The organism is Nitrobacter sp. MLSD-S21 (assembly GCF_058809865.1).
Map to the genome: position 1 here is coordinate 284,532 of NZ_JBXASZ010000001.1, position 25,141 is coordinate 309,672.

General features: G+C 61.0%; 21 protein-coding genes. 10 read left to right on the forward strand and 11 right to left on the reverse strand.

Features of this window, described 5'->3' with window-relative positions; genetic code table 11:
* Window positions 1-15 precede the first annotated feature (15 nt).
* The 6 genes from purF to AC1RT6_RS01460 all read right to left on the reverse strand — a co-directional run bounded on the left by purF (window position 16) and on the right by AC1RT6_RS01460 (window position 8,219).
* Entirely contained in the window at window positions 16-1,530 is a 1,515-nt protein-coding gene (purF, locus tag AC1RT6_RS01435; protein ID WP_079447102.1) for an amidophosphoribosyltransferase, read from the reverse strand.
* Between the two features lie 58 nt (window positions 1,531-1,588).
* Complete coding sequence (locus tag AC1RT6_RS01440) at window positions 1,589-2,218, reverse strand: CvpA family protein (RefSeq protein WP_079447101.1); 630 nt, start codon at window positions 2,216-2,218, stop codon at window positions 1,589-1,591.
* A gap of 167 nt (window positions 2,219-2,385) precedes the next feature.
* Complete coding sequence (gene radA, locus AC1RT6_RS01445; RefSeq protein WP_079447100.1) at window positions 2,386-3,837, reverse strand: DNA repair protein RadA; 1,452 nt, start codon at window positions 3,835-3,837, stop codon at window positions 2,386-2,388.
* A gap of 18 nt (window positions 3,838-3,855) precedes the next feature.
* On the reverse strand, window positions 3,856-5,043 hold the full coding sequence (gene alr, locus AC1RT6_RS01450; RefSeq protein WP_079447099.1) for an alanine racemase: 1,188 nt from the start codon (window positions 5,041-5,043) through the stop codon (window positions 3,856-3,858).
* A gap of 123 nt (window positions 5,044-5,166) precedes the next feature.
* The gene (locus AC1RT6_RS01455) at window positions 5,167-6,657 is read right to left on the reverse strand and encodes a replicative DNA helicase (protein WP_079447186.1); all 1,491 of its coding nucleotides are present in this window, start codon (window positions 6,655-6,657) and stop codon (window positions 5,167-5,169) included.
* Window positions 6,658-6,968: 311 nt separating this feature from the next.
* Window positions 6,969-8,219 carry a cyclopropane fatty acid synthase gene (locus AC1RT6_RS01460; protein ID WP_087881168.1) on the reverse strand — a complete coding sequence of 417 codons (1,251 nt, stop codon included), beginning with the start codon at window positions 8,217-8,219 and terminating at the stop codon, window positions 6,969-6,971.
* A 682-nt stretch (window positions 8,220-8,901) separates the two neighbouring features.
* Between AC1RT6_RS01460 and AC1RT6_RS01465 the strand changes: the two genes are divergently transcribed.
* Complete coding sequence (locus tag AC1RT6_RS01465) at window positions 8,902-9,741, forward strand: prolipoprotein diacylglyceryl transferase (RefSeq protein ID WP_139372888.1); 840 nt, start codon at window positions 8,902-8,904, stop codon at window positions 9,739-9,741.
* Between the two features lie 53 nt (window positions 9,742-9,794).
* Here AC1RT6_RS01465 and dprA read toward each other — a convergent pair whose 3' ends face one another.
* The 4 genes from dprA to AC1RT6_RS01485 form a co-directional block, all read right to left on the reverse strand.
* Window positions 9,795-10,913 (reverse strand): DNA-processing protein DprA, encoded by a 1,119-nt coding sequence (gene dprA, locus AC1RT6_RS01470; protein WP_079447097.1) that lies wholly within the window; start codon window positions 10,911-10,913, stop codon window positions 9,795-9,797.
* A 192-nt stretch (window positions 10,914-11,105) separates the two neighbouring features.
* Window positions 11,106-11,702 (reverse strand): glycerol-3-phosphate 1-O-acyltransferase PlsY, encoded by a 597-nt coding sequence (gene plsY / locus AC1RT6_RS01475; protein ID WP_079447096.1) that lies wholly within the window; start codon window positions 11,700-11,702, stop codon window positions 11,106-11,108.
* Between the two features lie 161 nt (window positions 11,703-11,863).
* Entirely contained in the window at window positions 11,864-13,165 is a 1,302-nt protein-coding gene (locus tag AC1RT6_RS01480; protein ID WP_079447095.1) for a dihydroorotase, read from the reverse strand.
* A gap of 69 nt (window positions 13,166-13,234) precedes the next feature.
* The gene (locus tag AC1RT6_RS01485) at window positions 13,235-14,188 is read right to left on the reverse strand and encodes an aspartate carbamoyltransferase catalytic subunit (RefSeq protein WP_079447094.1); all 954 of its coding nucleotides are present in this window, start codon (window positions 14,186-14,188) and stop codon (window positions 13,235-13,237) included.
* Between the two features lie 173 nt (window positions 14,189-14,361).
* On the opposite strand from AC1RT6_RS01485, the gene AC1RT6_RS01490 reads away from it, so the two are divergent.
* Both AC1RT6_RS01490 and AC1RT6_RS01495 read left to right on the forward strand, forming a co-directional pair.
* The gene (locus tag AC1RT6_RS01490) at window positions 14,362-16,002 is read left to right on the forward strand and encodes an acyl-CoA dehydrogenase family protein (protein WP_493028961.1); all 1,641 of its coding nucleotides are present in this window, start codon (window positions 14,362-14,364) and stop codon (window positions 16,000-16,002) included.
* Between the two features lie 15 nt (window positions 16,003-16,017).
* Complete coding sequence (locus AC1RT6_RS01495; RefSeq protein ID WP_079447092.1) at window positions 16,018-16,812, forward strand: CPBP family intramembrane glutamic endopeptidase; 795 nt, start codon at window positions 16,018-16,020, stop codon at window positions 16,810-16,812.
* On the opposite strand, the gene ruvX is transcribed toward AC1RT6_RS01495, so the two are convergent.
* Complete coding sequence (ruvX, locus tag AC1RT6_RS01500; RefSeq protein ID WP_079447091.1) at window positions 16,789-17,304, reverse strand: Holliday junction resolvase RuvX; 516 nt, start codon at window positions 17,302-17,304, stop codon at window positions 16,789-16,791. The two genes, AC1RT6_RS01495 and ruvX, sit on opposite strands and share 24 nt — an antisense overlap.
* Before the next feature lie 165 nt (window positions 17,305-17,469).
* Between ruvX and gatC the strand changes: the two genes are divergently transcribed.
* From gatC to AC1RT6_RS01535, 7 genes are all read left to right on the forward strand, one after another.
* Window positions 17,470-17,757, forward strand: coding sequence for an Asp-tRNA(Asn)/Glu-tRNA(Gln) amidotransferase subunit GatC (gene gatC, locus AC1RT6_RS01505; RefSeq protein ID WP_079447090.1), 288 nt, complete (start codon window positions 17,470-17,472; stop codon window positions 17,755-17,757).
* Between the two features lie 14 nt (window positions 17,758-17,771).
* Complete coding sequence (locus AC1RT6_RS01510) at window positions 17,772-17,978, forward strand: hypothetical protein (RefSeq protein WP_079447089.1); 207 nt, start codon at window positions 17,772-17,774, stop codon at window positions 17,976-17,978.
* Entirely contained in the window at window positions 17,975-19,453 is a 1,479-nt protein-coding gene (gene gatA / locus AC1RT6_RS01515) for an Asp-tRNA(Asn)/Glu-tRNA(Gln) amidotransferase subunit GatA (protein ID WP_079447088.1), read from the forward strand. The genes AC1RT6_RS01510 and gatA overlap by 4 nt, the downstream gene beginning before the upstream one ends.
* Window positions 19,444-19,752 (forward strand): hypothetical protein, encoded by a 309-nt coding sequence (locus tag AC1RT6_RS01520; protein ID WP_420799311.1) that lies wholly within the window; start codon window positions 19,444-19,446, stop codon window positions 19,750-19,752. The genes gatA and AC1RT6_RS01520 overlap by 10 nt, the downstream gene beginning before the upstream one ends.
* A 161-nt stretch (window positions 19,753-19,913) precedes the next feature.
* Window positions 19,914-21,293, forward strand: a complete 1,380-nt coding sequence (locus AC1RT6_RS01525; protein ID WP_079447087.1) for a patatin-like phospholipase family protein — start codon at window positions 19,914-19,916, stop codon at window positions 21,291-21,293.
* A gap of 65 nt (window positions 21,294-21,358) precedes the next feature.
* A complete protein-coding gene (gene gatB, locus AC1RT6_RS01530; protein ID WP_079447086.1) occupies window positions 21,359-22,843 on the forward strand; it encodes an Asp-tRNA(Asn)/Glu-tRNA(Gln) amidotransferase subunit GatB in 1,485 nt (494 codons plus the stop codon).
* A 1,646-nt stretch (window positions 22,844-24,489) separates the two neighbouring features.
* Complete coding sequence (locus AC1RT6_RS01535; protein WP_079447085.1) at window positions 24,490-24,756, forward strand: hypothetical protein; 267 nt, start codon at window positions 24,490-24,492, stop codon at window positions 24,754-24,756.
* Window positions 24,757-25,141 lie beyond the last annotated feature (385 nt).

Here is a 25,141-nt window from a genome sequence, read left to right on the forward strand (position 1 = left end):
GTGGGGCGTGTCCGGTCAGCTCGCTTCCGCGAGCAGCGACAACTGATGGGGTTGCGGTTCGACGTCAGTATGGTCGGTAAGGTTGGTCGGATAGGCGCCAGTAAAGCAGTGATCGGAATATTTCGGGTTCGCCGGATCGCGTCCGGGTTCGCCCATGGCGCGGTACATGCCGTCGATGGAGAGGAAGGCAAGCGAATCCGCGCCGATCATGTCACGCATCTGCTCGAGGCTGTGGGTCGCGGCCAATAGTCCGCTCCGGTCGGGCAGGTCGATGCCGTAGTAATCGGGATGGATGATCGGCGGCGAGGCCAGGCGGAAATGCACCTCCGTGGCCCCGGCGTCGCGCATCATGCGAACGATCTTTCTTGAAGTCGTGCCGCGCACCAGCGAGTCGTCGATCAGGATGATGCGTTTGCCGGCAATCGCGGCGCGGTTGGCGGAATGCTTCATCCGGACGCCAAGTTCGCGGACGCTTTGGGCCGGCTGGATGAACGTGCGGCCGACATAATGGTTTCTGATGATCCCGAGTTCGTACGGCACCCCGGAAAACTGGCTGTAGCCAAGGGCGGCAGGCACGCCGGAATCGGGCACCGGTACCACGACATCGACCTCGGCGTGACTCTCACGGGCCAGTTGTGCGCCGAACGCCTTGCGAACTTCGTAGACCGAACGGCCTTCGACGATTGAGTCTGGCCGTGAAAAATAGATGTATTCGAAGATGCACGGCCTTGGCGGCATCGGCGGGAAGGGCTTGTGGATTTCGGTCTGGATGGTGCCATCGACACGATGGAACACGATGACTTCGCCGGGTTCGATGTCACGGACATACTTTGCGCCGATGATATCGAGCGCACAGGTTTCCGAGGTAAGGATCGGACAACCGTCGAGTTCGCCGAGCACGAGCGGGCGGATGCCCCGCGGATCACGCGTTCCGACCAGCTTCTTGTTAGTCAGCGACACCAGCGCATAGGCGCCCTCGAGAGCCCGAAGCGCTTCGATATAGCGCTCGATGAAGCGGCCGCGCCTTGACTGTGCGACCAGATGAAGGATGGCCTCGGTGTCGGTGGTCGATTGCATCAACGCGCCGCGGCCTACCAATTCGCGACGTAGCGTCAGTCCGTTGGTGAGGTTACCGTTGTGCGCAACGGCGAAGCCGCCTGCGTTGAGTTCGGCGAACAGCGGTTGCACATTCCGCAGGATGGTGCCCCCGGTGGTGGAGTAGCGGGTGTGGCCGACAGCGGCGCTGCCAGGGAGACGTTCGATTACCTCGCGGCGGGAGAAGGCGTCACCGACAAGTCCGAGCCGGCGTTCAGAGTGAAAGCGATGGCCATCGAAGGTCACGATGCCGGCCGCTTCCTGGCCGCGATGCTGGAGTGCGTGAAGGCCAAGCGCAGTGATCGCTGCGGCTTCCGGATGACCGAAGATGCCGAACACGCCGCATTCCTCACGGAGCATGTCGCCGTCAAGATCGAAATCAGGTTCGGAATCATGCGAGGACGCGTCGCTGGAAAGGCTCTGCTGACAGTCCATTGCGCCTCACTATTCGGTCGGACCTGAATAAGTCGTGAACGTCAAGTCCGCGTTCTAACTACTGTTCCGCCGGTTTGCCGTCGATCAGCTTTTGCAGGCCGTCTCGGGCAGGTTTGGAATAGCCCTCGGAACCCGGTGACGCAGGTTCCGCATCCGGCTGCTCCTCTTCGGGCTTATTCTTCTTGAGCTTGTTTAAAATGGTGTTCTCGGGATCGTCCGGCAAGAGCGACTGTAGCCAGACGCCAGTGGAATTGAGCACCGTGAGCGATTTTGCCGCCGTGACCCAATCGGGCCGCTGCTTGTCCGGAACCAGCCAGGTGAAAAACAGGAAGGCAACGACGACGATCAACAGACCCCGCGCCAGTCCGAACAGGAAACCAAGGGTGCGGTCGAGTGCGCCGATCCTGGAATCGAGGACCATGTCGGAAATGCGTGTCGTGATGAGGGAAATCACGATCAAGGTGCCGATGAAAACGCCACCGATGACGGCGGCAGCCGCGATCGTATCGTTGTTAATATAATTCTTGGCGAACGGCAGGAGCTTCTGGAACGAGTAAAGGGTGGCCAGCGCGGCTATGCCCCACGAGGCAATCGACAGGATTTCGCGCATAAAGCCGCGGATCATCGCCAGCAGCCCCGAAATCAGCATTACGGCTAGCAGAACGAGGTCGAGGATGGTTATCGGCATCGGCTGGTCAGGTCCGCTCGTAAAATCTCAAACCACGAATCGTTGCTTATTGCTGGTCTCGCAGACGATCATACAGCGCGTCTAGCAGGGACATTTTCGCACAAAACTATCATTGGCCTTGCGGCCGCCGAATGTATAGCGGCGGGCGGTCGCAAGGTCACGCCGCTTTAGCCGTCCTGACGACGGAATCGGGCAGGTGTGGCATTTTTCTCCGGCTCGGTGGCCTTGCTAGAGCGGCTTTGTCCGCGCGCTGCGATATCCGCCACCAGCGTCGTCAATCCGGCGACGGTATTGAGCGACAGGCCAGCATCGCCGCCGACGTCTCCACGGGCCGATTCCGGCAGCACGGCACGTCCGAATCCGAGCTTGGCGGCTTCTTTCAGCCGTGCCGAGGTTTGGGCCACCGGTCTGACCGCGCCAGATAGCGAAATCTCGCCGAAATAGACCGCGTCGGTCGGGAGTTGGGCGTTTGTCAGTGAAGACACGAGCGCCGCAGCCGCGGCAAGATCGGCGGCTGGCTCGTTGATTCGCAGACCACCCGCCACATTGAAATAAACGTCGTGACCCGAGAGCTTGACCCCGCAGTGAGCTTCGAGAACCGCCAGCACCATGGACAGCCGGCTCGAATCCCAACCGACGACGGCGCGCCGCGGTGTGCCGAGCGAGGTCGGCGCCACTAATGCCTGTAGTTCCACCAGCACCGGCCTGGTGCCCTCGATGCCCGCGAAGACCGCCGTGCCCGGACTACCGAGATCACGTTCCGACAGGAACAGTTCGGACGGATTGGAGACTTCGCGCAAGCCGAGTCCTGTCATCTCGAAGACGCCGATCTCGTCGGTGGGGCCGAACCGGTTCTTCACCGCTCGCAGAATACGGAATTGTTGAGAGCCTTCACCTTCGAACGACAGCACGGCGTCGACCATGTGCTCGACCACGCGGGGGCCAGCGATCTGGCCGTCCTTGGTGACGTGGCCCACCAGAATCAGCGCCGCCCCGGACTTTTTTGCGAAACGAATGAGGGCCTGCGCCGAAGCGCGCACCTGGGTTACGGTTCCCGGCGCGGATTCCACCGTGTCGGTCCACATGGTCTGGATCGAGTCGATCACCACAAGGCGCGGTACCGACCCTTCGGACAGAGTGGCGACGATATCCTCAACAGAGGTTTCCGCTGCCAGTTGCACCGGTGCGTCGGCAAGCCCAAGGCGTTCGGCGCGCAATCGCACTTGCGCGACCGCTTCCTCACCGGAGATATAGACGGCGCGATGGCCGGCGCGCGCCAGCAGGCTCGTCGCTTGCGTGAGCAAAGTCGATTTGCCGATCCCCGGGTCGCCGCCGACCAGCAGAACCGAGCCGCGGACAAAGCCGCCGCCGGTGACGCGATCGAGCTCAGTCATGCCGGAGGAGAGGCGCGGCGCATCCTGCGTCTTACCCGTTAGCGTTTCCAGTGTGAACAATCGGCCCTTGCGCTTGGAGCGGATGCTGACCGGCATCGTCGTCGCGCCGCTTACGTCCTCCTCGGCCAGCGTATTCCACTCGCCGCAAGCGTCGCACTTGCCCTGCCAGCGGTTATAGGCCGCGCCGCAGTTCTGGCAGACGAAGGAGAGGGCGGATTTGGGCATTCTGTGATCGACGCTAGCTCACGACTCGGCTGGACCGCCCTTGTAGATTCGGTTGTAGCGGCCGCCCAGGCTGGTCAGCACCTCGTAACCGATGGTGCCGAAATGGTGAGCGAGTTCGTCCACGGTGATGCCTTCACCGATGAGCGTCGCCAGATGGCCGCGCCGGACTCCCGCGTGAGATGGCAGGTCGGTGATGTCGACCGCCAACAGGTCCATGGAAATCCGGCCTGCCACCGGGCATCGCGTTCCGGCGACAATGACGTCGGCTCCGCGCGTACCGTCATTGCTGCCGCCGGCACGGAAATATCCGTCGGCGTATCCCGCCGAGACAACGGCAAGCCGGGTCGGCCGCCGCGCGGTCCACGTCGCGCCGTAGCCGACGCTTTCGCCTTTGTCGATCGAGCGGGTTTGCAAGATCCGCGCCTTCAACTCGACCACCGGCTGCATCGGATTGGTGGCTTCCGGCGTGGGGTTGACGCCGTAGAGCGCGGCGCCCGGACGCACCAGGTCAAATTGATATTGCGGCCCGAGAAAAATACCAGACGAGTTCGCCAGCGAAGACGGAACGCCGGAAAACAGCCTGGCGGTCTCCCGAAACGCCGCGACCTGACTGGCATTGAGAGGATGATGGAGGCTGTCCGCGCACGCCAGATGACTCATCACCAGCGTGATACCATGATCGCCGGCGTCGATCCTTGGAAGGATGCCTTGCGCTTCATCGATGGTGAGACCGAGGCGGTTCATGCCGGTGTCGATGTGGATGGCCGCGCCGCCCGCCCAGCCGGTACGGCGGCAAAACACGTCCCATTCCGCAAGTTCGTTGAGATCGCCGATCACGGGCCGGCAATTGATTGCCGCGAAAGCGTCACCGCAATTCTGAAAAAAGCCGTCCAGCACATAGATGTCGGCCGCGGCCGCGGCACCGCGCACCACGCGCGCCTCATCGAGCGTGGCAACGAAAAACGTTTTGCATCCGGCGGCGCTCAGCGCGCGCACCACGGGTCGGGCTCCACAGCCGTAAGCGTCGGCCTTGACCACCCCCGCACATTCGGCGGGCACCGCGGTCTTTTCGAGCTTGCGCCAGTTGGCGACTATAGCGTCCAGATCGACGGTGAGGGTGCCGATCGCCGCAGCCGTCGCAATAGCCGCGCCGGCATCGGTGGGCACGCTGCTGGAGGTCATTTTGGAATCGGGAATGAGATTCATGCCGCATGGTACGCTCGGCTGTGCGGCGGTTCAACAGCGCGAGTCGTATGCTTGGAAAGGCTGTAAATCGAGCCTGCTCATATTGTAGCGCGCCGCATCGTGAGGCGATTGTCGGAATCGACGCTAGATGCGTTCGGGCAGGTGACCGTCATGTGCGAGGTCGCTGAAGCGGGTGAACTGGCCTTCGAACTGTAGTTCGACGGTGCCGGTCGGCCCATGGCGCTGCTTGCCGATGATGACTTCGGCTTTGCCGTGCACCAGATGCATCTCGAGTTGCCATTTCTCATGTTCAGGCGTGCCGGGCCGAGGCTCCTTGTTCTGGAGGTAATACTCTTCGCGATAGACGAACATCACGACATCGGCGTCCTGTTCGATCGAGCCGGATTCGCGCAAATCTGAGAGTTGCGGGCGCTTGTCGTCGCGATTTTCGACCTGACGCGACAATTGCGACAGCGCGATGATCGGAACGTTCAGCTCCTTCGCCAGCGCTTTCAGGCTGGTGGTGATTTCGGTGACTTCCTGCACGCGGTTGTCGCTGCGCTTGCCGCTACCCAGCAGAAGCTGGATGTAGTCGATCACCAAGACGTCGAGCCCTCTCTGCCGCTTCAGACGGCGGGCGCGCGCGGTGAGTTGTGAAATCGAAAGGCCGCCGGTTTCGTCGACGAAGAGCGGCAGGTGCTCCAGCTCGATGGTGTGATCGCGGATCTTCTCGAAATCGTTTTCAGTGATGCCGCCGCGCCGAATATTGCTCGAGGGAATGCAGGTCTGCTCGGCGAGAATACGAGTCGCCAGTTGCTCCGCCGACATTTCGCAGGAGAAGAAGCCCACGATCCCGCCATTGACGGTCTTCATCGTGCCGTCAGGCTGAAGCTCCGACTCATGAGTCTTGGCGATGTTGTAGGCGATGTTGGTCGCGAGCGCGGTCTTGCCCATGCCCGGCCTGCCGGCCACGATGATCAGGTCGGACTGCTGCAATCCGCCCATTTTCGAGTCGAGATCGCGCAGGCCCGTCGCGATGCCGGAAAGCTTTCCATCGCGGCGGTAGGCGTTGGCCGCCATGTCGAGTGCGATCTTCATCGCCTGCGAGAATTTCTGGAAGCCGCCTTCATAGCGGCCGGATTCGGCCAGCTCGTAGAGTCGGCGCTCGGCGTCCTCAATCTGCGCTCGCGGCGCGAAATCGACCGGCGCGTCGTAGGCGACGTTGACCATGTCCTCGCCGATGTGAATCAGGTCGCGGCGTAACGCCTGCTCATAGATTGTGCGTCCGTAATGCAGGGCGTTGATGATCGTGGTCGCTTCCGCCGCCAGACGGGCGAGGTACTGACTTACGGTCATTCCGCCGATATCGGTTTCAGCGGGAACGAACGTCTTGACCGTGACAGGCGTTGCGATCTTGCCAGCGCGGATCAGGCTGCCTGCGGTCTCAAAGATGGTCCGATGCATCGGGTCGAAGAAATGCTTCGGCTCCAGGAAATCCGAAACCCTGTAAAATGCGTCGTTGTTGACCAGAATGGCACCGAGAATGCCGCGCTCGGCTTCGATGTTGTGCGGCGGGGTGCGATAGGCTGGTGTCGTCGCGTCAGGCGCAAGCTTCAGGATGTTCGAATCAGCCATGGCTTTCGGATTCTGACCTGGATTATTTGTGGGATACAGGCCCCGCATAAAGCGCCGCTCCGGTGGACGGCGAAAGCAAGGTCCTGCCCCTTATGCCCGATTCCCACATGACCTTGAATGAAACTTGAGTCGAAAATGCAAGGAACTTGACTGTCGCCAGCGACAAATCTCCGTTCGACTCGCCGAGCCGGGCTGACGCTCAAAACGAAACTTCGAATGGATGACGGAGCGACTTTGCATATCGGCCTATATTCACAGCACTAAGGATCGCACTTAGCCTTCGAAACTGAAATTTCCCGATTTGAAGCGGCTCATTCGCCGGCGATTTGAAACCGCGGCCGCTGTTTTTGCTCAAGATTGCGCAGTTTCGCTTCCCCACATTGGATATAATCGCGCGTCATAGGTACGGTGCCTTGCCGTTTCGTGATCTGAACTTGGAAATTCATCAGGTTCTGCTTCCGGAACGACATTTCCGATGCTGCCAAATAAAACTCCCACATGCGCCCGAACCGCTCATCGTAGAGCCACACGACTTCTTCGCGTCTCGCCATGAAGCGCTCACGCCATGCCTTCAGCGTCTCTGCATAGTGCAGACGCAGGATTTCGATGTCGCAGACGAGCAGTCCGGCGCCCTCGATGGCTGACAGGACTTCGGACAGCGCGGGGATGTAGCCGCCCGGAAAGATGTACTTCGCGATCCAGGGATTGGTAATGCCCGGGCCCTCGGAACGGCCGATCGAATGCAGCAGCATTATGCCGTCGGGTTCAAGTAGCTCGGCGCAACGTTTGAAAAAGGTATCGTAGTGGTCGACGCCGACATGCTCGAACATCCCGACAGATACGATGCGATCGAACGATCCGGGAATATCGCGATAGTCCTGGAGCAGGAATTTCGTCGACCGCGTCATGTTGTTCTCAGCCGCGCGGGCTTTCGACACCTGAAGTTGTTCGGTCGAAAGCGTGATGCCGGTGACGTTGGCGCCAGTCATTTCCGCGAGATAAAGGCTGAGCCCGCCCCAGCCCGAGCCGATATCGAGGACGTTGTGGCCGCGCTCGACCAGAATCTTGGCGGTGATATGCCGCTTCTTTGCAAGCTGGGCGTCGTCCAGCGTCATGTCCGGAGTTTCGAAATACGCGCAACTGTATTGTTTGTCGGCATCGAGAAACAGTGAGTAGAGACGGCCGTCGAGATCGTAATGGCGCGAGACGTTGTTTATGGAACGTCCGCGAGGATTGAATTGCTGGAAGTTGCGGGCGAGATAGCGGAGCCACCATTGCAGCTTCGCCCAGCGCGGCATGATGTCGGGCTGGTCGAGGATGATCGCCAGAACGTCGGCAATCGATCCCCGTTCGACGAGCATTGTGCCGTCGGTGTAGGCCTCGCCGAAAGACATTTCAGGATCGAGCAGAAGCTGGCGTGCGACGTCTTTCGTGGTCAGCCGGACCCGAACCGGTTCCCCGGTGCCATCGCCGCAAGTGAAGGCCATACCGCTCGCGGTTACGAATGTGATCGAGCCGCGCCGGATAAATTGGTTCAGAAAAAACCGCAACAAACGGTCCATCGAAACCACCATCATCACGAGGACGCATCAGCCGCCATAACGTCTGGGAATGGCGTCCAAGTTCCATCAGCAATAATAATTAATAATAATGTCGCGGAAGCCGGTTCACCAATGTTCTGATCGCAAGGCCGATATCCGGAATCGAGCTGCGGTCATGTGTTTACATTCATCTCTACGCTTCCATTCGCAGCATAATGAGCTAAAAGGTGTGCCGCCGCGGCGGCCGCGCAATTTCCGCACCCGGAGGATGAGAATGTCGAGCCGAGCGCTCAGTTTAGCGACGATGCTTATGATCGTTGTTTTCGCGGGTGATGCCGGAGCGCAAAATCTCGAGGCAGGAAAGTCGGCTGCCCAGATGTTTTCGGGGAACTGCGCCTCCTGCCACAAAGCGGTGCGCGGGCTACTCAGGACGGTACCGCCCGGATCGTTGCCAGGCTTCCTGCGCCAGCATTATACCACCGGCCCCGACATGGCCGGGATGCTTAGTGCCTATCTGATTTCCAGAGGCGCGACCGATCAGCGGTCCCGCCCTGAACGACCCAGGTTATCTCCGGGTGATGTGAGACCGGAACCGAGGCAGGCGGAGGGACAGGGCAGGAGGCCGCTTCCTCAGGCGGCGCAGCCTGATCCTTCCGCGCAGAATGAACCACAGGCAGGTAAGGACCGGTATGGAAGGCGCATCATGCGGCCGGCCGCCGAGAATCCCGAGACTGCGAGACCGGCTTCGGAGGAGGCCAGTCAGCAGGATAGGCGGAAGCCTCGAGACAGGAAAAAGCTCAGCAAGCAAAGCAAGCCGGCCCCGGACGAATCGACGAAAGCTGGCGCCGCGGGGCAGGGCGCGTCTCCGAGCGACGCTGCGACGAAGCCCGAGACGGCGAAGACTGAACCGTCCGACGTGACGCCAGCCAAGGAAAAAGAAGCGGTTAAGGAAGAACCAGCTAACGGACAGACGCCCAAGGCGCAGCCCGGCAAGAAAGAAGCGGCCGAAGAAAAGACGGTCAAGGACGAAGCGCCAAAAACGGAGCCTGCCAAGAAACAGGCCGACGAGAAACAGCCTGCTCTGGAGCAAGCCGCAAAGCCGCAAGCGGTCAAGCCGGACGCATCGAAGCCTGATCCAGCCAAATCCGAGAGCGATAAGGCCGACGTCGGTAGAAGCGAAACGGGAAAACCTGGCGTTGATAAATCTGAAGCCGAGAAACCCAGCGCGTCCGAACGCAACAAGGCGGATGGCACTCCGACCGATGCTGCGCCTTTCGGTGAACCCAAAGCGGTGCCTCTGCGCGCCGATCCCGTTCCGGCGGTGACGCCTGCGCCGAAGGTCGGCAAGAGCGAAGCCCTGCCGCCGTCGGAAGCAGCGAGTTCCACGCTGGCGCCAGCTCCCTCCGACTCTGTCGCCGTATCGTCGCCATCGACCTCCGCAGCGCCGTCGCCATCAGCTTCGCCTAGGACGGAGCCGGCATCGCCGCCATTGGAGCCCGCCGCTTCTTGGTCCGCGCCGCCGCCATCGGCTCCCGTCCAGTAGTCGCTTTGAAGACGCTACAATCGCTGCAACTTCGAATCGAGTCGAACAGACCGTCAGATCATTGATACCAAACCGCCGCCATGGCGCTCCAGTCGTCCGGCCAGTTCCAGTTCAAGCAGGACCGTACGCACGACGGCTGGTGGGGCATCCGCCATCCGAATCAGATCGTCGAGTCCAATCGGTGCGGGACCAAGCAAGGCGACGATGCGCGCACGGTCGCTTGCGGCAGGCTCTTCGGTCCAGGTGCTGCCGTGCTCCGGTTCTTCAGCGGGTAGATCGACCGGCCGTCTCAAGATCGGCCGGACGGCATTGATGACGTCGGATGCCTCGGTAATCAGAGTCGCGCCCTGCTTGATAAGATCGTTAGTGCCGGCGGCACGAGGATCGAGCGGCGAGCCCGGCACGGCGAAAACCTCGCGGCCTTGCTCGGCAGCGATGCGGGCGGTGATCAGCGAGCCAGATCGATGCGCGGCCTCGACCACGACAACACCGATCGCAGCGCCTGAGATCAGGCGATTGCGCCGCGGGAAATCACGGGCTCGTGGCACATGCCCCATCGGCATTTCAGAAATCGCGCCGCCGCCTTCTAATATTGCCGCTAGCAGATCCTCATGCTCCGACGGATAGATACGGTCATGGCCACCGGCAAGCACTGCGACAGTACCGCGTGCCAGGCTTGCACGATGCGCTGCCTGATCGATACCGCGTGCCAGTCCCGATACGATGACGAAGCCGGCATCGCCGAGATTATGCGCCAGCGTTTGCGCGAACTTGTGACCGGCGCCGGATGCATTGCGTGAGCCGACGATCGCGATCATGGGACGCTCCATGACATCGAGGTTGCCGCGCACACCAAGCAGTGGCGGCGCGTCGTCGATCATTGCAAGGTGCGGGGGATAGCCGGCCTCTCCTGGCGCTAGCAAACTGACGCCGATCCGCCGGGCAGCCGCCAACTCGTTCCGCGCCTCGGCTTCCGCACAAAGCCGGCCGGGACGCGAAGCTCCGCCACGCCGCGCCAGATCGGGTAGCCGGATGAGGGCCTCACGGGCGCTGCCGAAATGGTTCACGAGGGAACGAAAGGTCCGAGGCCCGACGTTTTCGGACCGGATAAGCCGCAGCCAATCGATCCGCTGCGCTTCGTTCAGCCGCCTGTCTGGATTCCGGATGTCCACGCCTGCCCCCAAAGCTAGAGCGTTTTCGAGCGAAGTGGATACCGGTTCGCGTGAAGAAAACGCGTCAAAACAACAAACTGGAGTTCGCTCCCAATCAGTAAAAAGCGGAAATGCTCCAGGTGAGCTTTGCCCAAGTTGTCGCGAGGGAGCAACCTCGGATGCGGCGTTGATCAATTTGATCCCAGATCGCCGTTACGCTTTCGCGCCGATCCTGCCTTCGCTGCCCGCGGAAAGACGCCGGATGTTGTCGCGGTGTTTGAACCACAACAGCACGGTCAGCACCGCAAACAGCAGCGCTTGCTGCGGGTGTCCGAGCCACCACAACAGCAGCGGCGTGAGGAGACTGGCGATGAGTGCCGACAGTGACGAGTAGCGTGTCGTGAACGCCACAAGCAGCCAGATCGCGCAGAAGGCGAGCGCTGTCGCCCAGCACAGGCCCAGCAGTACCCCGATATAGGTTGCGACGCCCTTGCCGCCATGGAATTTCAGCCACACTGGAAAAAGGTGGCCGAGAAACGCACCGAGTGCCGCAGCCATGGCGGCCGCAGGTCCCCATAGCGATCCTGCAACAAGTACGGCGGCAGTGCCCTTGAGCATATCTCCAACAAGCGTTGCCGCGGCGAGTCGCTTGTGTCCGGTCCGCAGCACGTTGGTTGCACCGATATTGCCGGAGCCGACCGAACGCAGATCTTGCGTTCCGGCGAGCCGCGTCAAAATCATCCCGAACGGGACTGAGCCGAACAGGTAGCCGAAGACGAAGGCGATCACGGCAATGATGGAAGAAGACATCGTGAGGGGCTCCGGGCTTCACTTCGCAGATGTAAACCATAGATCGGCTTCATCGCGCCATAACCGACATGTCAAGGTAGAGCATGAGGTTCGCGTCCATCCGCCTGCGCAGCGGGTGTTCCTTGGTTCGGATACCTTCGCTGGCCGCCCTTATTGTGGCGTCAGACGTGTTCGAAAACCGTGCGTCCGCCGACGATTGTGCGGACGACACGGCCCAGGAAGCGCGACTCGTCAAATGGCGTATTCTTGCATTGCGATTTGAGATCGGCGGGATCGAGAATCCAGGGGACGTCAGGATCGATCACGATCACATCGGCGGGTGCGCCCGGTTGTAATGATCCGCCCGGCAAACCCAGCAATTCTGCGGGCCGCGTCGACATTGCCCGGATCAGGGTTTTGATATCGAGTTCCCCGTTGTGTACAAGCCGCAGCGCCGCCGTCAGCATGGTTTCTAACCCTATCGCGCCGGACACAGCTTCCGCGAAAGGCAGGCGCTTGGTTTCCACGTCCTGCGGGTTATGGTCGGACATCACCACATCGATCAGGCCTGACGCCAGCGCTGCGACCAGCGCGCGGCGGTCATCCTCGCCGCGCAGTGGCGGCGACAACTTCAGAAACGTGCGGTATGGACCGATATCGTTTTCATTTAGAGTTAGATGATTGATTGATGCGGACGCGGTGACAGGAAGTCCGGCCTCGCGCGCGCGATTGAGAATATCGAGAGATTCCGCGCAGGTGAGCGACGCCGCGTGGTAACGACCGCCGGTGAGTCCCACGAGCCGCATGTCGCGCTCCAGCACCACCGCTTCCGCGGCCGTCGGAACGCCCGTCAATCCGAGACGGGCAGATAGCTCGCCTTCATTCATGACGCCTTCGCCGACCAAAAAGGCATCTTCGGTGTGATGGACGATCAGCGCGTCGAAGTCGCGGGCGTAGGTGAGGGCGCGACGCATCACCCCGGCATTCATCACGCTGCGGGCACCATCGGTGAAGGCGACCGCGCCTGCCTCCTTCAAGAGGCCGATCTCGGTCATTTCCTTGCCGGCAAGACCCTTGGTCAGCGCCGCCATCGGATGAATGTTGACGATCGCGGTGTCCCGCGCGCGGCGCAGCACGAAATCGACGGTTGCGGAATTGTCGATCACCGGCGAAGTGTCAGGCTGGCAGACAATGGTGGTGATCCCGCCGGCAGCGGCGGCGCGGCTCGCGGATGCAAAGGTTTCGCGATGGCCGGCGCCCGGCTCGCCGACGAAAGCGCGTATGTCGATCAGGCCAGGAGCGACGATCTTGCCGGCACAGTCGATGATGTCGGTGCCTTCGGGCACTCCTGCGGCGCCGATGCCGTGGCGCGCGTCACGAACGACCCCGTCAGTGATGAGCACATCCCCAGGGCCATCGAGATCGAGGGCAGGGTCGACGATGCGAGCGTTGGCGAGCAGGACGGGGCGGTGACCACTTAGCATGTGCTGCACCTTCGCAAATCGAGAGCGCTCGCTAATGCTCGCCCTGCAAATCGGCCGGAACGGTCGGGTTCATGCATTCGGCAGGTTCCTCGCCAGCGCCTCCAGCACTGCCATCCGCACCGCTACGCCCATTTCCACTTGTTCGCGGATCAGAGACTGCGTGCCGTCCGCGACGATTGAATCAATCTCAACGCCGCGATTCATTGGCCCCGGATGCATGACCAGCGCGTCAGGTTTGGCGTATGCGAGCTTTTTCTGGTCGAGGCCGTAATAATGGAAGTACTCGGAACTCGACGGCACGAACGAGCCGCTCATCCGTTCGCGTTGTAGCCGGAGCATCATCACGATGTCTGCGCCGTCCAGCCCCTCGCGCATATCGCGGGCGACTTCGACGCCCATGCGCTCGATGCCCGGTGGCAGCAGCGTGGAGGGTGCAACGACGCGGACCCGCGCGCCCATGGCGTTGAGCAGGATGATATTGGAGCGCGCGACACGCGAGTGGAGCACGTCGCCGCAAATCGCGACCAGAAGTCCCTCCAGCCGTCCTTTGTTGCGGCGGATAGTCAGGGCATCCAACAGCGCCTGGGTCGGATGTTCGTGGGCGCCATCGCCAGCATTGATAACGGAACCGTCAACCTTGCGCGCCAGAAGCTCCACCGCGCCGGAAGCTGAATGTCGCATCACCAGAATGTCCGGGTGCATGGCGTTGAGCGTCATCGCGGTATCGACCAGCGTCTCCCCCTTGCGAGTCGACATTGACGATACCGACATATTCATCACGTCGGCGCCGAGCCGCTTGCCGGCGATCTCGAATGACGATTGGGTTCGGGTCGAAGCCTCGAAGAACAGGTTGATCTGGGTACGCCCGCGCAAGGAGGTTCGTTTCTTGTCCACCTGGCGGTTCAATTCGACGTATTCTTCGGAAAGGTCGAGGAGGCCGGTAATGTCGGCGACGGAAAGGCCCTCGATGCCCAGCAGATGCCGGTGTCCAAGGACAAAGCTCGATTTGGCTGGCGATGTCATTAAAGCCAGAGCTATAGGCAGAGTTGCCCCGTCGGGCAAGGCCGAACAGCGCGCGAGCGGGTTATCCCCCGCCGAAGCGGAGGTCACGGTAAATGAAGTGGAGACCGTCGGCGTGAACTCGCCGCGGTTCCGGCATAAAGTCGCATGGGCATCAGCGCCGGCGGAGGTGGTTCATGACGCAACCATTCAGGACGCACGAGGTCTTCAACCAGTCGCCGCCGTTCGAAGACGTTGATCTATTTACGCTCGACCGTCCGTTGGCGGAGGCGGCAGCTGCGAACGGCGGAGCCGCAGCCCGCGACGAAATGGAGGCGTTCGGAAAGCATTGGGGCTCGGCGGCGATGGCCGCGCGCGGCCGTCTGGCCAACGAGAACCCGCCGAAGCTGCGGCTGTTCGATGCGCGCGGTAACCGGCGCGACGAGGTCGAATTCCATCCATCCTATCACGAACTGATGGCGAACAGCGCTCATGCCGGTCTCCACAATTCCACCTGGACGGCCGAGGGCAAACCGGCAGCCGGCGCGGCGGAAGTGGTGCGTGCGGCAAAATTCTATATGGCTGCGCAGGTCGAGACCGGGCATCTCTGTCCGATCACCATGACTCGTGCCTCAGTGGCGGCGCTCGCAGTGCAGCCGGACATGTTGGCGAAAACGATGCCGGTGATTGCGACCCGCAGCTACGACCCGTCGGTTGCGCCGTGGTGGACCAAGCGCGGCATCACCCTGGGCATGGGCATGACCGAGAAGCAGGGCGGCACCGACGTGTCCATCAACCAGACCCGCGCCGTCCGCGATGGCGACGCCTATCGTATCACCGGTCACAAGTGGTTCATGTCGGCGCCGATGTGCGACGCGTTCTTGGTGCTGGCGCAGGCGGATGGCGGACTAACATGCTTTTTCATGCCACGCTTCCGTCCAGACGGCTCGGTCAACACGATTCATCTCCAGCGGCTGAAGGACAAGCTCGGCAATCGCTCCAATGCATCGTCCGAAGTGGAATTTATCGAGGCTTATGCCCGGCGTGTCGGTGACGAAGGAAACGGCATTCGCACCATCATCCAGATGGTGCAGTTAACACGGCAGGATTGCGCCATCGCCTCGGTAGGCTTGATGCGCTCGGGGCTGGCACATGCGCTGCATCACACACGTCATCGCAGCGTGTTCCAGAAACGTCTCGTCGATCAGCCCTTGATGCATGCGGTTCTTGCCGATATGGCGCTGCATGTGGAAGCGTCGTTGGCATTGGTGATGCGGCTGTGTCGCGCGTGCGATGAAGCTCCGTCTAACCCGAAAGCGGCGACATGGATGCGGCTTTTGACGCCCGCGGTGAAATATTGGATCTGCAAGAGCTCGCCGGGCTTTCTGTATGAGGCGATGGAGTGTCTGGGGGGAAACGGCTATGTCGAGGAGAATATTCTGCCTCGTCACTATCGCGAGGCGCCGGTAAACGCGATCTGGGAAGGGTCCGGAAACGTGATGTGCCTCGACGTGCTGCGGGCGCTGGCCCACGAAGGCGAGGCGGCTGTCGCCGTGCTCGAAGATTTCGTGGCGGATACCAATGGTTTGCCCGGTGCGGCGGAAGCGGTAGCATTTCTTGCCAAGACTTTCCGTCGGCCCGACTGTGAGCGCGTCGCGCGCCAGGCGGTGGAGACGCTCGCGCAACTGGCCGCGGTCGCGGCGCTCAACCGGACCTCGCCAAATCAGGCCGCGCTGTTTGCGACGACACGGCTCGGCGGCACGCATGGGCGCCTGTTCGGAACGGCCGAATTGTCCGCCGCCCAGAGCCGCGATCTGCTAGAGCGGGCGCTGCCATGAATCGGGGGTAAGCAAATGCCGAGCGGAGTAAGTATACCCGAAAGTGATCCTGTGACGCCGCCGGCGTTGGCTCCTTCACCGACCCGCGTCCCGCAAACGTGGAAATTTCTTGGCACCAGCCTTTGGGGGATCGTGGTATTCGCCGCGATGTTTGCAGGACAGCTATCCGTCCTTGCTTATTTCCTGATCACCGATCGTGCGCCGTTCAGTTTCGACGAGGTCAAGGAATTGGCCGGCGGAGGTCTGACCATCTCACTATCGGTCATCATGGGGCTGCCTGCGGCCCTGCTCGCGCTGTGGATCGCGATCCGGCTGTCGGGAGTGTCGTTCGCCGATTATCTCGCGCTGCGCTGGACCTCATGGCGCTACCTGCTGCTTGGCATCGTCGCCATGGTCGTGCTTGTCATCAGCTGGGAGGGAATATCCAATGCGGTGGGACACGAAAGTTCGGCTGCATTCATGGTCGATGTGGCAAAGTCGGCCCGCGCCGATGGCGCGCTGTGGCTTCTGGTCATTTCATTTTGCGTCGTGGCGCCCGTCAGCGAGGAACTTCTGACGCGCGGATTCCTGTATCGCGGCTGGTCGGAGTCGTTCTTGCGCCCCACCGGCGCGATCTTGCTGTCATCGATGGTATGGACAGCGATGCACCTTCAATACGACTGGTTTTTCTTCGGGCAGATCTTTTCGATCGGATTGCTGTTCGGTTACCTGCGATACCTCAGCGGTTCGATCTGGCCGACCGTGATCCTGCATGGCCTCAACAATCTCGCGGCGACGCTACAGACGTTATGGCTCGCCAATCAGCCGTGATCGCTCCGGTCCGGACGATCGCCGCTGTGCCGCAAGCCGGTCCAACGCACCCTGAAGAATAAAGATCGCGGCATGCTCGTCGATGACCTTGGCGCGCTTTGCGCGGCTCATGTCCAATCCGATCAACTCGCGCTCGACGGCGACCGTCGAGAGCCGCTCGTCCCATAGCCCGATTGCGAAATCGGTGAGTTTTGCCAGATTGCGCGCAAAAGCACGGGTCGACTGTGCGCGTGGCCCCTCACTGCCGTCCATGTTGATCGGCAGTCCAAGAATGAAACCTTCCGCACGACGTTCGCTTGCAATGGCAAGAAGCCGCGCGGCATCGACCGTGAACGTCTTGCGTTGGATGGTTTCCACGCCGGTGGCGAGGCGACGATCCGGATCGGACACCGCGACGCCAATGGTCTTGGTGCCGAGATCGAGTCCGACAAGCGCTCCGCGCTCAGGCCAATGCGCGGCGGCTTCGATCAACGGGAGAATGGATGCAGGCATGAGACCGCATATCATGGGCAAGACAGGCAGGGCAAAAGGGGGCTAAGGAACCGTTTGCGCGACCTTGGCAATCACGGATGGTTGCAGTGCGAAAGCCGGGTCTGCTATAGGCGTAACGCTTGTAGGGCGCCAATGCCTTACGATAGACGCCTGCGGGGGCCTAATATGTCCGTCGATGCCGCTACCGTCCGCCGCATCGCGCATCTCGCGCGTATAGCGGTCGATGACACCGAGGTTCCCCATCTCCAGGGCGAACTGAACGCGATCCTTGCCTTCGTTGAGCAGTTGCAGGAAGTGAACGTCGACGGTGTCGAACCGATGACGTCTGTGACGCCGATGGCGATGAAAATGCGGCCCGACCTGGTGAATGACGGCGAGATCGCGGACAAGATCGTCGCCAACGCGGCGGTGACTCATGACCACTTCTTTCTGGTGCCGAAGGTCGTCGAATAGCAGGGTTTGATTCGATGTGTCTGCTCTGTGGCGATGAAAAGTCGTATCGGGCTTATATGGATTACCTCGACGCCATGGAACGCGAGGGCCGCACCGCCGATCCCGACGAGGCGATGAAGACCGTTTTCGAAAGACTTCAGGCAAACGATACGGCGCCTGCCGATGACCCCAGGAACGACAGAACCCTATCGCCTTTTTTTTGCAGCGCGGTTGATAAATGACAGACTTGACTTCGCTTACGCTGGCCGAGGCTCGTGACGGTCTCGCGGGCAAATCGTTCACCGCGCTCGAACTGGCCGACGCGCATCTTGCGGCGATGGAGCGGGCGCGCGTCTTGAACGCCTATGTGCTCGAGACGCCGGAGCAGGCGAGGGCGATGGCGCGCCAGGCCGACGGGCGGATTGCCAAAGGCGAGGGCGGACCGCTCAATGGCCTTCCGCTCGGCGTGAAGGATCTGTTTGCGACGGAAGGCACACGGACCACGGCGTGTTCGCGAATCCTCGATGATTTCAAGCCGCCTTATGAATCCACGGTGACGTCGCAGCTCTTCACGCGTGACGGCGCGGTGATGCTTGGCAAGCTCAACAATGATGAATTCGCGATGGGTTCGTCCAACGAGACCTCGTGCTTCGGTCCGGTGCTCAATCCGTGGCGGCGGCAAGCCTCCGACGCGAAACTGGTGCCCGGTGGCTCATCCGGCGGATCGGCTTCGGCGGTGGCGGCCGGATTATGTCTCGGCGCAACCGCGACCGATACCGGCGGCTCCATCCGCCAGCCCGCAGCCTTCACCGGTACCGTCGGCATCAAGCCCACCTACGGGCGTTGCTCCCGCTGGGGCATTGTCGCGTTTGCGTCGTCGCTCGATCAGGCGGGGCCGATTGCGCGTACCGTCCGCGACGCGGCGATCCTGCTGCGCTCGATGGCAGGCCATGATCCCAAGGATACGACTTCAGTCGATCGTGCCGTGCCCGACTATGAAGCCGTGGTCGGCAAATCCGTCAAGGGAATGAAGATCGGCCTTCCCAGGGAGTACCGGCTGGACGGAATGCCCGCTGAAATCGAGAAACTGTGGTCGCAGGGTGCCGACTGGCTGAAAGCCGCTGGCGCCGAACTTGTGGAGGTGTCGCTGCCCCACACGAAATACGCACTGCCCGCTTACTACATCGTCGCACCGGCCGAGGCGTCCTCAAACCTCGCGCGTTACGATGGCGTCCGATACGGCGCCCGGGCAGCGGGCAACAACATTGTGGAAATGTATGAAAATACGCGTGCGATAGGCTTTGGCGCGGAGGTCCGCCGTCGCATCATGATCGGAACCTATGTTTTGTCGGCGGGTTACTACGATGCCTATTACCTCCGCGCACAAAAGGTTCGTACCTTGATCAAAAAGGATTTCGAGGATTGCTATGCAGCGGGGGTCGACGCGATCCTCACTCCGGCGACGCCGTCCGCCGCCTTCGGCATCGGCGAGAAGGCTGGCTCCGATCCGATCGAGATGTATCTCAACGACATCTTCACTGTGACGGCAAACATGGCGGGCTTGCCGGGTATTTCCGTGCCTGCGGGCAAGGATGCTCAGGGACTTCCGCTCGGACTGCAACTGATTGGTCGGCCGTTCGACGAGGAGACGCTGCTTTCGCTCGGCGCGATTATCGAGCAGGCTACCGGGCGCTTTAAACCCGAGGTGTGGTGGTGACTCCAGATACTTTCAAAGCCAGCCTGACGAGTGCGGCCCCGCCGGGGGGTGTTTCGCCACAGCTTGCGGCGTTGTGGTGGGCTGCCAAGGGTGACTGGAATAAGGCGCACGTCATTGTGCAGCCGCTGGTGGGGCCGGAGGCCGCCTGGGTACACGCCTATCTGCATCGGCTTGATGGTCGCGAGATCGGTAACGCCGCTTACTGGTATCGCCGCGCCGACAAGCCGTTTGCGAAAGGTTCGTCCGAGGACGAGTGGAGCCAGATCGTCGCGGAATTGCTGGGCGGCCAAAGCGGCTAGCTCATTCGGGGGTGGTCGCCCCGCCAATTTCATTGCCGCTTCATGCGCGGTACCGGCGCCGCAAATTGACCACAACGGGAGGTAGGCCGGTCGAGACGGATTGCCATTCGCCGCGCCCCGAACCATAGTCGGCGCGCGATTGGCGGGGCGACTTTAGGACCATGCGTTCAGCATTAGCTGTCATCGGACTGTGTGCGATGCTGCTCGGCTGCGCGTCGATCCAGAACGCGCCTGTCAACCAGCCGGGCAGCAGCGCCGATCTCGCGGGCCAACTGCACGAAAACTTCGAAGAACGCACCGCCACCGACGACGATCTGGTCGCGCTGTCGTTTTCAGGCGGCGGTACGCGGGCGGCTGCTTTTTCTTTCGGTGTGCTAGAAGAACTGGCGCAGACGCCAGTGCGCGGCGGCGGCGCATCCATGATCGACCGCATCGATTTCATTTCCGGAGTGTCGGGAGGGTCGGTAACCGCTGCGTATTTCGGATTGCGCAAACGAGCGGCCATGGCCGACTTCCGTGAAAAATTCCTGCTGCGCAATGCCGAGGAGGGGCTTCAAACCAACCTCAACCTTGCCACGCTTAGCAAAGCGTTCGCCGGCGGTATCAACGATTCCAACGGCCTGCCGCGCTGGCTCGATGCCAACCTGTTTCATGGCGCGACCTTCGCCGATCTGCGAAAGACGGTACGCCCGCGGGTGTGGATCAACGCCTCCGACATCTACAATCGCACGCCCTTTGTCTTTGGTGTGACTGCGTTCAGCGCAATGTGCAGCGACCTCGAGTCTTATCCGTTGGCAAACGCGGTGGCGGCGTCGGCGGCGGTCCCCGTCGCGTTCGCGCCGGTGGTGATTCAGACCTTTCCGGGTCGATGTAAGGATCCGCTGCCGGCCTGGATCTTGAAAGCGCGCGACAATCGCAACGCGCCGCCGATGTTGAGCGCCTTTGCGAAAGCAATCAGCCGCTATCATGATGGCGAAATTCCCTACATCAAGCTGCTCGACGGTGGTCTGGTCGACAACTACGGCTTGGCCGGTTTCACCATCGCGCTGCTGTCGGCGCGCGCTCCCTATGAACCGCTGTCACCCGAGCAGGCCGTCAAAATTCGGCGCGGACTTTTTGTGGTCGTGGATGCCAAGACCGGCGTTTCAGGCAACTGGATCAATACCATTGAAGGTCCAAGCGGCGTCGATCTGGTCAAGGCGGCGGCGAATACCGCGATCGATGCCAGTGTGGGCGCGGGTTACACCGCCTTCGAGCGCACCATGGGTGATTGGCAGGCGGCGCTGGTCCGTTGGCGCTGTGGTCTGACTGCGGCGGAGCGCGCCCGTTACGGGGCGCGTCCGGGTTGGAACTGTCACGATCTGAAATTTTTCGTAGGCCGCGTCGGCTTCGATCAACTTGATTCCGCGCGCGCTGCTCGCCTCGAGACTGTTCCGACCCGATTCCACTTGCCGCCGCAGCAGGTGGATGAGGTCATCGCGGCAGGCCGGGACGCATTGCGGGCAAGCTCCGCGTTTCGCATGTTTGCCGGAAGCAAGTAAGCGAGCGTGGACATCCCGCGTAAGATGGGGTTTCCCAATCGCGAACCCCGGAGTAAAAGCCGCGCATGAACGCACCTGTCAAACCGTCTAACCTGATCAAAGGCGCAACCGGCGACTGGGAGATGGTGATCGGGCTTGAAGTCCACGCCCAGGTCACTTCCAACGCAAAGCTGTTTTCGGGCGCCTCGACCGCCTTCGGCGGTGACCCCAACAGCCATGTCTCGCTGGTCGATGCGGCCATGCCCGGAATGCTGCCGGTCATCAACGAGGAATGCGTCCGCCAGGCGGTGCGCACCGGGCTTGGGTTGAACGCGCAGATTAACCTGCGCTCGGTGTTCGATCGCAAGAACTATTTCTATCCCGACCTGCCGCAGGGCTATCAGATCAGCCAGTACAAGTCGCCGATCGTCGGTGAGGGTGAAGTCGTGGTCGATCTTGCTGACGGCACGAGCTTTGTGGTCGGGATCGAGCGGCTACATCTCGAACAGGACGCCGGCAAGTCTCTGCACGAGCAGCACGCGGACATGAGCGCGATCGACCTGAACCGCTCCGGCGTAGCGCTGATGGAAATCGTATCCAAGCCCGACATGCGTTCATCCGAACAGGCCAAGGCCTATGTGACGAAACTGCGGACGATCCTGCGCTATCTCGCCACCTGCGACGGTGACATGGAGAAAGGCAGCCTCCGCGCCGACGTCAACGTCTCGGTGCGCCGGCCGGGCGAGCCCTTCGGTACGCGCTGCGAGATCAAGAACGTCAACTCCATCCGCTTCATCGGTCAGGCGATTGAACACGAGGCGCGGCGTCAGATCGAAATTCTCGAGGATGGCGGCAGCATTGATCAGCAAACCCGGCTGTTCGATCCGGATAAGGGCGAGACCCGCGCGATGCGCTCCAAGGAAGAGGCGCACGACTACCGCTATTTCCCCGACCCCGACCTGCTGCCGCTGGAGTTTTCGCAGTCCTTCGTCGATGCGTTGAAGACCGATCTGCCGGAACTGCCGGACCAGAAGAAGGCAAGGTTCATCGCGGATCTCGGCCTGACACCCTATGACGCCGCCGTGCTTGTCAACGAGCATGAGAGCGCCAACTTCTACGAGTCGGTTCTGGCCGGTCTTGCGAACGCGCGACGCGATGGGAAAGTTGCCGCCAACTGGGTGATCAACGAACTGTTCGGACGCCTCAACAAAGAGGGCCTGAGCATCGCGGCATCGCCGGTATCGGCGCCCCAACTCGCTGCGATCATCGACCTGATTGGCGAGGGAACCATCTCCGGCAAGATCGCCAAGGATCTGTTCGAGATCGTTTGGACCGAGGGCGGCGATCCGCGGGTGCTGGTCGAGGCGCGCGGGATGAAGCAGGTCACCGACATGGGTGCGATCGAGAAGGCGGTCGAGGATATCGTCGCTGCCAACCCGGACAAGGTCGCGCAGGTCCGCGCCAAGCCACAGATGATCGGCTGGTTCGTGGGTCAAGTGATGAAAGCGTCTGGCGGCAAGGTCAATCCGCAGGCGGTGAATGATCTGCTCAAGACCAAGCTTGGTCTGTAACCTTCGACCGTAGTTTCAACGCTGCGCGGCTGCATTCCTCGCCCCGACCGCATGGTGCGACGGCGCTTGCGTTTGTTTGGCTGAGCGTTGCGGGCCTGGCTGAAGGAGTTGGCCTCGCATGGCGCGGAGTGGCGCTACGTTACGCCCGCCAACCGATGCAGAAGGCTTTGTCAAAAGCTTCAAAGGCCGCTTCGCGCCTAATGCCTCAACGAGCATCTGTTCGTCAGCCTCGACGAGGCCCGCCAGTCATCGAGGACTGAGGATCGACTACAACACCAACCGCTCGCAAACGTCTTCACGGGCTCGTACCAACTGAGTTCGCAACCTGTCCCAACGAGCCGACAGCGCCCGGAAGAGTAGTGAGAGCAGGATCAATTTTGCGAATCGTATTTCACGATTCGCAAAAGCGATGCGTCATGGCGGGCTCGAGCGGTGGCTTTCAAGCTTGTTGGTGAAAATATTTTTATTGCCAAAAGTCGCGACTCGGAGTCCATGCCTATATCGATTTCACCTTCGCTCCGACTCGTCACGATGCGTACTGCGCATCTATCGCTGATTTGTTGAATGCAGAATATCGCTGCGGCGCAGTGGTTTTCTTAAAAATATTGAGAAGCGCCTGCGCAGGGTTTCTTAGCTTGCTGGCGCCTCTCGTCAACGAGTCTCCGCATCATCGCGGTGCGTGCTGCCGTCTTGCCGCTGTAAGGCATCAACACTTCCTTAAGCGAGACACTGTTTTTTTCAATATGTTGGTGTATTCGAATGATGTGCACTTCGATTCCCGAGTGCATGCAGCGACTAAGCCATCTCACTACATCTGGAGGGCAACATGGCCAAGAAAGCGAAGAAGGCGAAAGCGAAAACGAAGAAGGTGAAGAAGACGAAGAGCGCAGTGAAGAAGACTGCGAAGAAGACCCGCAAGGTCGCCAAGAAGAAGAAATAAGTTCGCTTTGGAATCGCCGGCAGCTTGATGCCGGCGAAGTCGTAGGAGCCGAAGAGAGTTTGTTTCCAAACAGATTTCAAATTCGGGCTTTGGCGACGAGAGAGGGTGTCGGCGAGACATCAGGTCAAACGGTCGGATCGTCGTTTCGGAACTCCCCCCGCGACAACCGATCCGAAGGAAGAACGCGGTGAGTTTCACCGTCGGTCTTCGTCGACGCGGATATCAAGATCCGCGATCACTTGCAGCCTCGGCTGCGGTGAGAGTTGGTCCTGACGTGTTCACCGACGCCCTCGTCCTGCGCTGGCGTGGCTCAGCCCCGGCGCTGCCATTTTCCATCATTTGCAGTTGATCTGTCGCAGGAAGGCGGCGAATCGTGATGCTTACGGCGTCCGGCCTCCTGCTTTAGCGAGCGCGGTTGGATCCGGGCTGTGGCGATGGTTAGCAGTTTGCCAAATGAAACAGTAAATCGAATCCTGTGAAACTACAAAAACCCCTCTCACATAAGGGTTTTTTGATTCGGTGCGATTCCTGTCCGCAACGGTGTTCACGTTCGATTCATCCCAATACTTAAACTGCTCTTCAAATTTAACCTCCATGATCCGTGTGTCTGGACGGCACGCCGGCGAACGGCGGTTGGATCCAGCGGGGCGCCAACAGGTGGATGGGCCGCACTCGAAGCAGGGGTGGCAAAAAAAGGAACAGAGAGATGTATCAGGGGCAGATCGACTACGAGACGGCGGTGCCGGTAAGCGCTGACGCTATTCAGGATATTCTTTTCGAACAGGGCCTGTATTGGGCGAGCGGTCGGGCCGGCCTGGTCGATCTGGTGGCCGCGCATAAATGGTTCAATCTTGCAGCGCTTAAGGGACACACTGACGCGGCCGCGATGCGCCGCGAGGTTGCGGCGCTGATGTCCGAGGCCGAGATTGTCATGGCGCAACGCGACGCGCGGGCCTGGATGACGGTGCACTGAGCCGCTTTGACTTTCGCGTCCAATGCGCCGCGGGAGTCTTACCGCTTGGTATCGCCTTCGGGTTGCTTGCGATTGAATCTGAAATCTCGGGCAGCAAAGGCACTGGAGCTGTGCCATATGGCCACCGACAACTAAGGTCTCTCGGTTCCACCTGGCGACGCAGCAAGCGTCTCGAGAAGGGCGCGCACGAAAGGGCTGTGCCAGCATAGCTTCGGCGATGTCGGTGCGGGTTTTGGAATTCTTTCCATCGTTTTGTTTCATAGCTGCACGAATGGACTGCGCATCTCCTTTCAATGGGCCCTGAAGCAGGGGCGCGTCGACGTCGGCGAGGGCAAGGTTCCTCTCAGGACGGGAAGGCGGCAAATACCCGACCGACCCATCAGTG

Bases quoted from the DNA above. Each gene is read 5' to 3' on its own strand.
- purF (WP_079447102.1), bottom strand. From the start codon at position 1,530: ATGGACTGTCAGCAGAGCCTTTCCAGCGACGCGTCCTCGCATGATTCC.
- AC1RT6_RS01440 (WP_079447101.1), bottom strand. From the start codon at position 2,218: ATGCCGATAACCATCCTCGACCTCGTTCTGCTAGCCGTAATGCTGATT.
- radA (WP_079447100.1), bottom strand. From the start codon at position 3,837: ATGCCCAAATCCGCCCTCTCCTTCGTCTGCCAGAACTGCGGCGCGGCC.
- alr (WP_079447099.1), bottom strand. From the start codon at position 5,043: ATGAATCTCATTCCCGATTCCAAAATGACCTCCAGCAGCGTGCCCACC.
- AC1RT6_RS01455 (WP_079447186.1), bottom strand. From the start codon at position 6,657: ATGGCTGATTCGAACATCCTGAAGCTTGCGCCTGACGCGACGACACCA.
- AC1RT6_RS01460 (WP_087881168.1), bottom strand. From the start codon at position 8,219: ATGGACCGTTTGTTGCGGTTTTTTCTGAACCAATTTATCCGGCGCGGC.
- AC1RT6_RS01465 (WP_139372888.1), top strand. From the start codon at position 8,902: ATGCGGCCGGCCGCCGAGAATCCCGAGACTGCGAGACCGGCTTCGGAG.
- plsY (WP_079447096.1), bottom strand. From the start codon at position 11,702: ATGTCTTCTTCCATCATTGCCGTGATCGCCTTCGTCTTCGGCTACCTG.
- AC1RT6_RS01480 (WP_079447095.1), bottom strand. From the start codon at position 13,165: ATGCTAAGTGGTCACCGCCCCGTCCTGCTCGCCAACGCTCGCATCGTC.
- AC1RT6_RS01485 (WP_079447094.1), bottom strand. From the start codon at position 14,188: ATGACATCGCCAGCCAAATCGAGCTTTGTCCTTGGACACCGGCATCTG.
- AC1RT6_RS01490 (WP_493028961.1), top strand. From the start codon at position 14,362: ATGACGCAACCATTCAGGACGCACGAGGTCTTCAACCAGTCGCCGCCG.
- AC1RT6_RS01495 (WP_079447092.1), top strand. From the start codon at position 16,018: ATGCCGAGCGGAGTAAGTATACCCGAAAGTGATCCTGTGACGCCGCCG.
- ruvX (WP_079447091.1), bottom strand. From the start codon at position 17,304: ATGCCTGCATCCATTCTCCCGTTGATCGAAGCCGCCGCGCATTGGCCT.
- gatC (WP_079447090.1), top strand. From the start codon at position 17,470: ATGTCCGTCGATGCCGCTACCGTCCGCCGCATCGCGCATCTCGCGCGT.
- AC1RT6_RS01510 (WP_079447089.1), top strand. From the start codon at position 17,772: ATGTGTCTGCTCTGTGGCGATGAAAAGTCGTATCGGGCTTATATGGAT.
- gatA (WP_079447088.1), top strand. From the start codon at position 17,975: ATGACAGACTTGACTTCGCTTACGCTGGCCGAGGCTCGTGACGGTCTC.
- AC1RT6_RS01525 (WP_079447087.1), top strand. From the start codon at position 19,914: ATGCGTTCAGCATTAGCTGTCATCGGACTGTGTGCGATGCTGCTCGGC.
- gatB (WP_079447086.1), top strand. From the start codon at position 21,359: ATGAACGCACCTGTCAAACCGTCTAACCTGATCAAAGGCGCAACCGGC.
- AC1RT6_RS01535 (WP_079447085.1), top strand. From the start codon at position 24,490: ATGTATCAGGGGCAGATCGACTACGAGACGGCGGTGCCGGTAAGCGCT.